10 protein-coding genes are annotated in these 9,742 nt (G+C 66.0%); 8 read left to right on the plus strand and 2 right to left on the minus strand.

The features are described 5' to 3' along the window. Positions 1-17 precede the first annotated feature (17 nt). Positions 18-1,223 (plus strand): glycine cleavage T C-terminal barrel domain-containing protein, encoded by a 1,206-nt coding sequence (locus HALO32_RS08750; protein WP_151443397.1) that lies wholly within the window; start codon positions 18-20, stop codon positions 1,221-1,223. Between the two features lie 328 nt (positions 1,224-1,551). After that, the gene (locus HALO32_RS08755; RefSeq protein ID WP_151443398.1) at positions 1,552-2,151 is read left to right on the plus strand and encodes a glycine zipper 2TM domain-containing protein; all 600 of its coding nucleotides are present in this window, start codon (positions 1,552-1,554) and stop codon (positions 2,149-2,151) included. A gap of 81 nt (positions 2,152-2,232) precedes the next feature. On the opposite strand, the gene HALO32_RS08760 is transcribed toward HALO32_RS08755, so the two are convergent. After that, positions 2,233-3,609, minus strand: a complete 1,377-nt coding sequence (locus HALO32_RS08760) for a glutamine synthetase family protein (protein WP_151443399.1) — start codon at positions 3,607-3,609, stop codon at positions 2,233-2,235. 256 nt (positions 3,610-3,865) lie between these two features. Between HALO32_RS08760 and HALO32_RS08765 the strand changes: the two genes are divergently transcribed. The 4 genes from HALO32_RS08765 to HALO32_RS08780 all read left to right on the plus strand — a co-directional run bounded on the left by HALO32_RS08765 (position 3,866) and on the right by HALO32_RS08780 (position 7,879). After that, a complete protein-coding gene (locus tag HALO32_RS08765; protein WP_151443400.1) occupies positions 3,866-4,633 on the plus strand; it encodes a gamma-glutamyl-gamma-aminobutyrate hydrolase family protein in 768 nt (255 codons plus the stop codon). Between the two features lie 28 nt (positions 4,634-4,661). Next, the gene (locus HALO32_RS08770) at positions 4,662-6,056 is read left to right on the plus strand and encodes an aspartate aminotransferase family protein (RefSeq protein WP_151443401.1); all 1,395 of its coding nucleotides are present in this window, start codon (positions 4,662-4,664) and stop codon (positions 6,054-6,056) included. After that, positions 6,053-7,555, plus strand: coding sequence for an aldehyde dehydrogenase (locus tag HALO32_RS08775; RefSeq protein WP_151443402.1), 1,503 nt, complete (start codon positions 6,053-6,055; stop codon positions 7,553-7,555). The genes HALO32_RS08770 and HALO32_RS08775 overlap by 4 nt, the downstream gene beginning before the upstream one ends. A 156-nt stretch (positions 7,556-7,711) precedes the next feature. Further along, complete coding sequence (locus HALO32_RS08780) at positions 7,712-7,879, plus strand: DUF6435 family protein (RefSeq protein ID WP_151443403.1); 168 nt, start codon at positions 7,712-7,714, stop codon at positions 7,877-7,879. A gap of 2 nt (positions 7,880-7,881) precedes the next feature. Here the strand turns inward: HALO32_RS08780 and HALO32_RS18295 are convergent, their stop codons facing one another. Beyond that, the gene (locus HALO32_RS18295) at positions 7,882-8,343 is read right to left on the minus strand and encodes a 3'-5' exonuclease (protein ID WP_407646835.1); all 462 of its coding nucleotides are present in this window, start codon (positions 8,341-8,343) and stop codon (positions 7,882-7,884) included. Between HALO32_RS18295 and HALO32_RS08790 the strand changes: the two genes are divergently transcribed. Together HALO32_RS08790 and HALO32_RS08795 are read left to right on the plus strand one after the other, a co-directional pair. Further along, positions 8,264-8,896, plus strand: coding sequence for a DUF1326 domain-containing protein (locus HALO32_RS08790; RefSeq protein ID WP_151443405.1), 633 nt, complete (start codon positions 8,264-8,266; stop codon positions 8,894-8,896). The two genes, HALO32_RS18295 and HALO32_RS08790, sit on opposite strands and share 80 nt — an antisense overlap. A 38-nt stretch (positions 8,897-8,934) precedes the next feature. After that, positions 8,935-9,714 (plus strand): DUF2182 domain-containing protein, encoded by a 780-nt coding sequence (locus tag HALO32_RS08795; protein WP_151443406.1) that lies wholly within the window; start codon positions 8,935-8,937, stop codon positions 9,712-9,714. Positions 9,715-9,742 lie beyond the last annotated feature (28 nt).

Below are 9,742 nucleotides of genomic sequence, written 5' to 3' on the forward strand. Positions count from 1 at the left end.
CAGGGGAGGAGACGGTCATGTCCCAGGCGATCGAGAGCATCCACAGCACTCAGCAAACCCCGTCGGCGCCGGATATTCTGCTCTACCCGCGCATCCGCAAGTCACCGTTCTTCTACGCCTCGCGGCGGCACGGGGTGCGCAAGTACAGTGTCTACAACCACCACTATCACCCGCGTCTCTACACCGACCCGGTGGACGAGTACTGGGCCCTGGTGGAGGGTGTGACCCTGTGGGACGTCGGCGTCGAGCGTCAGATCGAGATCAGCGGTCCCGATGCCTTCACCTTCACTCAACGGCTCGTGCCGCGCGACATGCGCCATTGCCAGGTGGGGCAGTGCAAGTATGTTTTCGTCACCGCCCCCGACGGTGGCATCCTCAATGACCCAGTGCTGCTGCGCATCGAGGAGAACCGCTTCTGGCTGTCACTGGCCGACAGCGACATCCTGCTGTGGTGCCAAGGTCTGGCGCTCAACTCCGGCCTCGACGTCACCATCCAGGAGGTGGATGTCGCCCCCGTCCAGGTCCAGGGGCCCAAGGCCAAGGCGGTGATGGTCGACCTGTTCGGCGAGGCGGTGCTGGGCATGCCCTACTACCACCTGATGGAGGCCGACCTCGACGGCATGTCGGTGGTGATCTCGCGCACCGGCTACTCCGGGGAGATCGGCTACGAGATCTATCTGCGCGAGGCCAGCCGTTACGGTGAGGCCCTCTGGCAGCGCGTCTTCGAGGCCGGCCGGCCCCATGATATCCAGGTGATCGGGCCCTGCCATATCCGCCGCATCGAGGGTGGCATCCTCGCCTTCGGCTGCGACATCTGGTACGACACCAACCCCTTCGAGGTGGGCATGGGCTACGACTGGATGGTCGATCTGCGCGGCACCGACGACTTCATCGGCCGCGCCGCCCTGGAGCGCATCAAGGCCGAGGGGGTGTCGCGCAAGCTGGTGGGCGTGGAGATCGATGGCCCCGGCGTCGGCCACTTCACCGACGGCGCGATGATCGACGTTTTCCCGGTACTCGACGCGCAGGGTGAGCGTATCGGCAAGGTGACCTCGGCCACCCAGTCGCCGCGCCAGGAGCGCAACATCGGCTACGCCATGGTGCCGGTCGAGTATGCCGAGCTGGGCACGGTGCTGCGCATCGAGGCCAATACCGGCCTGCAGGATTCCAGGGTGGTGGAGAAGCCCTTCCACGATCCCCGCAAGGAGATACCCAAGGGGTGATTTCTCCGGCAATCGACGTGGTAGGCAACAAGGATCGCTGATGCTGAACGTATTTTTGCTCGATGAGCGGGATGCCCCGCTCATCACTTCCCCCAGGAGACCCCCTGGTGTGATCGCCTCCGCTGTCTCCTTGGGGCGACAGCTGCGGAGAGAATGTGGAAGTCGTCTTCTTCACCACCCCGGCAGGATGCAACGGCCTATACTGGGCTCGTCGGGCGGCGCGGGATTGCGCTGCCCCTCTCATCGCCCCGAGCCGTCATGGTCACTTACGCCTGGAGCTCGATAGCGTTTCAGCGACTGGCGCCCCGCGCCCTTCAGGAGGTGACAGATGAGCAAGTCGATTGTGATAGGTTCCACCCTGGCCGTACTGGGGCTCGGCGGGCTGGCTTTTGGCGCCTTCCAGATCCAGGACCAGCAGCGTGGCCCCGAGTACGCCGAGATCACCAATGTCGAGACCCTGACGCGCACCGTGGAGACCCCTCGGGAGGTCTGCGAGCAAGTCGTCGTTGCGTCGCAGCAAGAGATACCGACGGGGCAGGGTGGCAGCCGTGACCCTCACCGCGTGGTGGGGACTGCCGCCGGGGCCATCGTCGGCGGCCTGCTGGGCAACCAGGTCGGCGGCGGCAGCGGCAAGAAGATCGCCACCCTGGCCGGTGCCATCGGCGGCGGCCTGGCCGGCCGCGAGGTCCAGGAGCGCGTGGAGGCACGCCAGCATGCCGAGGCGGGACAGTCCCGTCCGGCGACGACCACGCGTGAGGAGTGCCGCACCGTGGTCGACACCCATCAGGAAACCGAGGGCTATGAGGTTTCCTGGCGCCACGGCGAGACGGTCGAGACCAGCCGCCTGGATAACCCACCCCAGCGCGACCGCGTGCTGCTCGAGGAGGGGCGCCCGCAGTGGGATGCCGTTTCCTCGCAGGAGGGCTGAACAAGCCACCGCTTCGTCATCAACGACAGCGCCCCGGCCACCACTGGTCGGGGCGCTGTCGTTGCGGAGGCCTGCAATCGCTTAGACATGGCGCAGGTACCAGTCGTACTCGAGCTTGCTGACCGCCTGCATGGCCTGGTCGCGCTCGGCACGGCGGTTGGCCAGGTAGACCGCGAGGAAATCTTCTCCCAGCGCCTCGGCCAGGGGCTCGCTCTGCTCCAGCAGGTCCAGGGCCTGTCGCCAGCTGTTGGTTAGGCTGGGTGTGGCCTGATCATAGGCGTTACCGCTGATGGCCGGCGGCGGTGTCAATTGATGTCGTAGGCCGTGGTCGATGGCGCCGAGCAGAGTGGCCAGCAGCAGGTAGGGATTGGTGTCGGCGCCGGCCACGCGATGCTCGATGCGTCGCGCCGCATGGGGTCCGGAGGGGATGCGTAGCGCCACCGAGCGGTTGTCGTAGCCCCAGGTTGGGGCCATGGGCACATAGAAACCGGCCTGGAAGCGGCGGAAGGAGTTGAGATTGGGCGCAAAGAGCGCCATGGAGGCCGGCATCAGCTCGAGCAGCCCAGCTACGGCGCGATGCAACAGTGGCGTGCCCAGCGGCGCGCCATCCTCGGCTGCGAAGACGTTGTTGCCGGTATCGTCGAGGAGGCTGATATGCACATGGGTACCGTTGCCGGCCTCCTGGCCATACGGCTTGGCCATGAAGGTGGCCTCGAAGCCGTGACGCAGCGCCACGCCCTTGATCAGGCGCTTGAGCAGTACCGCGCTGTCGCAGGCCGCCAGGGCATCGGGGCAGTGGAGCAGGTTGATCTCGAACTGTCCCGGGGCACACTCCTTGAGGGCGGTGTCCAGCGGCAGCTGCTGGATCCGGGCGGCGGCATGGATCTCCTCGAGCAGATCGGCGTATTCGTCGAGTTCGTTGATCGAGTAGAGCTGGCTCTGGGCGGCGCGTTCGCCGGTTGCCGGCGAGCAGGGCGGCTGGACCATGCCCAGATCGTCGCGGTGGCGATCGACCAGACTGAATTCCATCTCCACGGCCACCACCGGCGTCAGTCCGGCGCGGCGGAAGCGCTCCAGCACCCGGTCGAGCACCTGGCGCGGGTCGGCGAAGAAGGGCATCCCGTCGGCTTCGGTCATGGTCATCAGCAGCTGCGCCTGGTGGGCGTCGCGCAGCCAGGGGCTCGGCATCAGAGTTCCTGCTACCGGGCGGCAGACCCGGTCGCTGTCGCCGCTCGAGAGGCCCAGGCCGGTGGCCTCGATGGTGTTGCCCAGGATGTCCAGGGCGAACACCGAAGCGGGCAGGTTGACCCCGTCGCAGAAGGCCTTCTCGAGGTTGTCGCGGGGAATGCGTTTGCCGCGCAGCACGCCGTTCAGGTCGCTGATCAGCAGGTCGACGCTGTCGATGTCCGGATGGCGGTCGAGGAAGTTGCGGGCTTCATCGGCTGGCAAGGAGGGCATGGGCCACCTGTCGGCTTGAGGTCATGGTTCGATGGCTGTCATCTTTGAAGTCCAAGCCAGTGTTGTCAAATCTTTTACGCATGCCAGCGGAAGTTGAGGGTCGCTGCATCATCTAAATACCTATTAAATATACTAATAACAGTGTCTTGCATATCATCAGCGCTGGCGGGGCATGATCAGGGCTTGGCAAGCTTAATCAACGACGATATGTTGAGCCAAACATAACGATCATCATGCGTGTTTCGAGGAGACCGCCATGCGCACTCGACCCCTGGTAGGCGTGATTGCCTGCCGCCGTGAGGTGGAAGGTCACCCCGCGCACATGGTCGCCGACAAGTACCTGGCGGCTCTGCACGACCACGGCCTGGCGCCGGTGATCCTGCCCGTATGGGAAGACGCCGTGGAGAGCGAGCTGCTGGCGTCGCTCGACGGCCTGCTGCTCACCGGCAGCTACAGCAACGTCGAGCCTCGGCGTTACGGCGCCGACCGTGCGCAGGAAAACACTCGGGATGACCCCCATCGCGATGCCGCGGCTCTGGGCTGGATTCCCGCCGCGCTGGACCTGGGGTTGCCACTGCTGGGTATCTGTCGCGGCTTCCAGGAGCTCAACGTGGCCTTCGGCGGCACCCTCTATCAGGCCCTGCAGCAGATACCCGGCCGGCTCGACCATCGCGAGCCCGAGGGCGATCGTGAGACGAAATATGCCCCGGCCCACGACATCGCCATCGTGCCGGGTGGACCCCTCGCCGCGATCTTTCCCGAATCGGGGGCGCGTGTGAACTCCCTGCATCAGCAGGGCATCGCCGAGCTGGGGCCGGGACTCATTGCCGAGGCCGTGGCTCCGGACGGTCAGATCGAGGCGATCTCGGTTGCCGGTGCGCCTGGCTTCGCCCTGGCGGTGCAGTGGCACCCCGAGTGGAAGCCCCGCGAGCATCCGCTCCATGACGCTCTGTTCCGGGCCTTTGCCGCGGCCAGCGAGGCCTATCGTGTCGCCCGCATCTCGCCACAACCCGTCGACGCCTGAGGCCGTCGTCCCGACTCGGAGGAGCATCATGCCGCATTCGCTTCAGGCACTGGATCGTGCCCACCACCTGCACCCCTTCACCGACTTCAAGGCATTGGGTGAGGAGGGTAGCCGCGTCATCGAGCGTGCCGAGGGGGTCTACATTCATGACGCCGAGGGCAACCGGATTCTCGATGGCATGGCCGGGCTGTGGTGCGTCAACCTCGGCTACGGGCGCGAGGAGCTGGTAATGGCCGCCACCGAGCAGATGCGCCAGCTGCCCTTCTACAATACCTTCTTCAAGACCACGCACCCGCCGGTAGTGAAGCTGGCCGAGAAACTCTGTGCGCTGGCGCCGGCGCACCTCAACCACGTCTTCTTTACCGGCTCCGGCTCCGAGGCCAACGATACCGTGCTGCGCATGGTGCGCCGTTACTGGGCACTCAAGGGCAAGCCGGACAAGCAGTGGGTGATCGGCCGCGAGAACGGCTACCACGGCTCCACCGTGGCCGGCCTGAGCCTGGGCGGCATGGCGCCGATGCACGACCAGGGTGGCCCTCGCGTCCCCGGCATCACCCATGTTCGCCAGCCCTGGTGGTTTGGCGAGGGGCGTCCCGAGGGCCAGGATCCCGAGGCCTTCGGCCGGCAGTGCGCGGCGGCCATCGAGGAGCGAATCCTGGCACTGGGTGAGGAGAAGGTCGCGGCCTTTATCGCCGAGCCGGTGCAGGGCGCCGGCGGTGCCATCATGCCGCCGGAGAGCTACTGGCCGGCGGTCAAGGCGGTGTTGGCGAAGTACGATATCCTGCTGGTGGTGGACGAGGTGATCTGCGGCTTCGGTCGCCTGGGCGAGTGGTTCGGCAGCGTCCACTATGATCTCGCCCCCGACCTGATGCCCATCGCCAAGGGGCTTTCCTCCGGCTACCTGCCGATCGGCGGCGTGCTGGTCGGCGACCGGGTTGCCGACACCCTGATCGAGGAGGGCGGCGAGTTCTTCCACGGCTTCACCTACTCGGGTCACCCGGTCTGTGCCGCGGTAGCCCTGCGTAACCTGGAGATCATGGAGGCCGAAGGCGTGGTCGAGCGGGTCCGCGACGAACTGGGACCCTACCTGGCGCGTCGCTGGGCCACACTCGCCGACCATCCTCTCGTCGGCGAGGCGCGCTCACTGGGGTTGATGGGGGCCCTGGAGATCATCGACCCGGTCAGCGGCGAGCGCTTCGACAAGGCCCTCGCCGCTGGCAACCTGTGCCGCGACATCAGCTTCCGCCATGGCCTGGTGATGCGCTCGGTGGGTGATACGATGATCATCGCCCCGCCCCTGGTGATCACCCGCGAACAGATCGATGACCTGGTGACCCTGGCCCGGGAGGCGCTGGACGAGACCGCTCGTTGCCTGGCGCCTAGGGTCGCCGATGAACCGCAACCCGAGGAGAGATCCGCATGAGCCGTCCCGAACCCCCCAAGACGCTGACCGACTGGCAGGCCCTGGCTGCCGGCCTGACCCTCGAGTCGCGTGCCTTCATCGACGATGCCTTCGTCGAGGCCGCCAGCGGCGAGACCTTCGAGACCCTCAACCCCGCTACCGGGGAGCGCCTGGCTCGGGTCGCCAGCTGCGACGCTGCTGACGCCGAGTTGGCGGTAGGCCATGCCCGGGCGGCCTTCGATGGCGGCGCCTGGTCGCGCCTGGCGCCTGGCAAGCGCAAGAAGGTGCTGCTGCACCTGGCCGACCTGATGGAGGCCAACAAGCACGAGCTGGCGCTACTCGACACCCTGGACATGGGCAAGCCGGTGAACAGCTCGCTGGGTGACATGGCGGGAGCCATCGGCTGCATACGCTACCAGGCGGAGTGCATCGACAAGCTCTATGGCGAGGTGGCCCCTACCGGCGAAGACGCCCTGGCGCTGGTGCTGCGCGAGCCGCTGGGCGTGGTGGCCTCCATCGTGCCCTGGAACTTCCCGCTGATGATGACCGCCTGGAAGATCGCCCCGGCGCTGGCCGCCGGCAACAGCGTCATCCTCAAGCCTTCGGAGAAGTCGCCGCTCTCGGCCCTGCGCCTCGCTCAGCTGGCCAGGGAGGCGGGCCTTCCCCGCGGGGTCTTCCAGGTGCTGCCGGGCTTCGGTCACACCGTGGGCAAGGCCCTGGCGCTCTCCATGCAGGTGGACTGCCTCTCCTTCACCGGCTCCACCGCCACCGGCAAGCAGCTGATGCAGTATGCCGGCCAGTCCAACCTGAAGAAGCTCTACCTGGAGTGCGGCGGCAAGAGCCCCAACCTCGTCTTCGCCGACTGCAAGGATCTCGACCGCGTCGCCAAGCACGCGGCGGCGGCGATCTTCCACAACCAGGGCGAGGTGTGCATCGCGGGTTCGCGCCTGTTGGTGGAGAACTCGATCCGCGAGGCCTTTGTCGAGAAGGTGCTGGCCGCCGCCGAGAGGATGCAGCCCGGTGATCCGCTCGACCCCGAGAGCTTCATGGGGGCGATCGTCGACGAGACGCAGCACCGCCGCATTCTCGACTACATTCGCCGCGGGGTGGAGGAGGGTGCCCGACTGAGAGTGGGAGGGGAGGCGCTCGACTCCCCCGGACTCTTTATCACCCCGACGGTGTTCGATGGCGTCACGCCGCAGATGGCCATCGGCCGGGAGGAGATCTTCGGCCCGGTGCTCGCGGTGTTCGGCTTCGACAGCGAGGAAGAGGCCATCGCCATGGCCAACGACAGCGACTATGGCCTCGCTGCCGGGCTCTGGAGCCAGGACATCGACCGCATCATGCGCGTGACCCGTCGGCTGGCCTCTGGGCAGGTATTCGTCAACAACTGGGCCGGCGGTGACCAGACCATGCCCTTCGGCGGGGTCAAGCAGTCCGGCAACGGCCGTGACAAGTCCCATCACTCCCTGGAGGAGTACTCCGACCTCAAGAGCGTCTGGATGTCGCTTGCTACCTGACCCGGGTGCGTCCCCTCGGATACGATGAGGCCGCTGCGGCAAGCAGCGGCCTCGTTTGTTTCATGTACGATATTTAAGTCCTGTACAACTGTTGCATAGCCTTTTCCCGCCGAGGCGAGTAACCTGCAGGGACGTTTTCCCCCAGGAGCCTGGATCATGTTCGGATTTCTCAAGAGTGATCCCACCAAGAAGCTGCAGAAGGCCTACGAGCAGAAGCTCGAACAGGCCATGCTGGCTGCCCGCAACGGCGACATGCGCGCCAACGCCACGCTGACCGAGGAGGCGGAGGCGCTGCTCGAGGAGATCGAGAAGCTAAAGAAGTGAGCCTAAGTGGCTGACAGCATGTCATCCATGAACTCTGAGGGTTCGTCACCGCTGGTGACCAGAAGGTGGTCTCTAGCCCGGGTGCAGGCCACGTAGAGGAGATGCCTCTCGGTGTTATAGACCTCTTCCAGGTCGGCACTATCGGATACCAATTCGATCCGTTGCTGTGATTGCAGGATGTCGTCATCGCAGGCCATCAAGGCTATGGGTAGGAACTCGAGGCCCTTTAGGGTTGGGCAACTTCCCATGCCTCCATGGCCGGCTTTGTTGTGTCTACACTGCATGGGACAGGGAGAAAGTTGGTCTGCTCCCGGAAGGAGCCTCCACCGGCCGGTGACCGATCCGGCTACCGGTCGTTGCCCAACAACGCAGGAGGATTCCATCATGTCTCGCCAAGACTGGCGTCTCGAAGGAGACTGGCTCAAGAACTGCAACTGTGCTTTTGGCTGCCCCTGCGACTTCATGGCGCCGCCTACCCAGGGGGAGTGTCAGGGCTTCCTGGGCATGCGCATCACCTCCGGCCACTTCGCCGAGACTCGTCTCGATGGCCTGAGTTTCTTCATCGTGGTGAAGTTTCCCGGGCCATTGCACGAGGGTGGCGGGGATGCCCAGCCGCTGATCGACGAGCGTGCCACCCCCGAGCAGCGTGAGGCGCTGTTTGCGATCCTTTCCGGGGAGCACTCCGATGAGGGGACGCTCTTCCATATCTTTAGCCTGATCGTGGCGAGGCTGCACGACCCCCTCAGTGCGCCGATCGAGTTCGAGTTTGACCTGCCGGCACGCACGGCGTACCTCGAAATGCCCGGCATCCTGAACTCGCGGGTGGTACCGATTCGCAATCCGGTGAGCGATGAAACGCATCGTATCCGGGTCGTGATGCCGGCGGGTTTCGAGCATCACGAGGGCGAGGTGGCGGCGGCCGACATCGACTGTGCCGGCGACCTGGCCTTTAGCACCCGAGGATCGCACAGCACCCTGGCCCATGTGGTGCAGACGCCGCAGGGGGTCGCTGCCTAGTCTTTGATTCCTCGCCCTTGTCGAGGGGGTCGGATGATATGGAGACCAGTTCGCTGGAGCGGTTGCTGCAACACGATCGGCGCTGGGTCCTCGGGGGGCTGGGCCTGGTCACCGTCCTTTGTTGGGGCTACCTGATCGCCGAGGCGGCACTGATGGCGCGCGGCGAGACCCTGCTGATGCCCATGGCGAGAGGGGGCTGGTCGCCCCTCGAGGCGGGGCTGATGCTGCTGATGTGGGGGCTGATGATGGCGGCGATGATGCTGCCGAGTGCCGCCCCCATGATTCTGCTCCATGCGACGATGACCCGGCGGAGGCGCGCCCGCGGAGAGCCGGCCGCGGCCACGGGCAGCTTCGCGGCCGGCTATCTGGCCGTCTGGACGCTGTTCAGCCTGGTGGCGGTGCTGCTGCAGTCTGGCCTGCAGCGGGCGGCGTTGCTGTCGCCGATGCTGGCGCTGACCAGTCAGGGGATGGCGGGGCTGGTGTTGATCGGTGCGGGACTCTATCAGTGCTCACCAGTCAAGAACGCCTGCCTGCGCCACTGTCGCTCTCCGCTGGATTTCATGTTGACAGAGTGGCGTGAGGGCAGTCGGGGCGCCTTCACCATGGGCCTGCGCCATGGAGCCTACTGCGTCGGTTGCTGCTGGGTGCTGATGCTGCTGCTGTTCGTGGGGGGCGTGATGAGCCTGGCCTGGATCGCCGGGCTGGCCCTCTGGGTGCTGGTGGAGAAACTGGCCCCCGCTGGCCACTGGCTGGGACGCGCCCTGGGAGGCGTGCTGGTGGCCTGGGGCGGGGTGACCCTGTGGTCGGCGCTGGGGTGAGGTCGGGTTGTCAGGCCCGGGTGGGGTG

The organism is Halomonas lysinitropha (genome assembly GCF_902500215.1).
GTDB classification, from domain to species: Bacteria; Pseudomonadota; Gammaproteobacteria; order Pseudomonadales; family Halomonadaceae; genus Halomonas; species Halomonas lysinitropha.